General features: G+C 49.0%; 1 protein-coding gene. It reads right to left on the minus strand.

Annotated features, from left to right (window positions below):
* A partial coding sequence (locus AAC147_RS12105; RefSeq protein WP_047686703.1) for a condensation domain-containing protein occupies nucleotides 1-365 on the minus strand: 365 nt, incomplete at both ends.

The raw sequence follows: 365 nt of genomic DNA on the forward strand, positions 1-365 counted from the left end.
GGCAACGTATTGATATACAGGCCAACGCTGGCTTCAATACCCTCGACCGGGACATCCCGCCCTGATACAGTTGTGCCTACAATGGTCTGTTCATCCCCGCTGTAGCTGTTCAGTAATTTATGCCAGGCAAACTGCAACACTACGTTCAGTGTCACACCTTGTTTCCGGCACATGGCCTTAAGCTGTTTATAGGCATTTCCCTGTATCGTGAGCACCTGCTCAGCCGGTTTCTCTACCGCTTTTACCTGGTTCAAATCAACATTATGGCTTAACAACGCCGAAAGGTCATTTGCCCTATGGAATTGGGCTTTACGCTCAGTCCAATACGCCTCAGAGGCTTGTCTGTGATCAAGGTGATATTGCTG

It is taken from the genome of Xenorhabdus sp. NBAII XenSa04, from assembly GCF_963866145.1.
GTDB classification, from domain to species: domain Bacteria; phylum Pseudomonadota; class Gammaproteobacteria; order Enterobacterales; family Enterobacteriaceae; genus Xenorhabdus; species Xenorhabdus indica.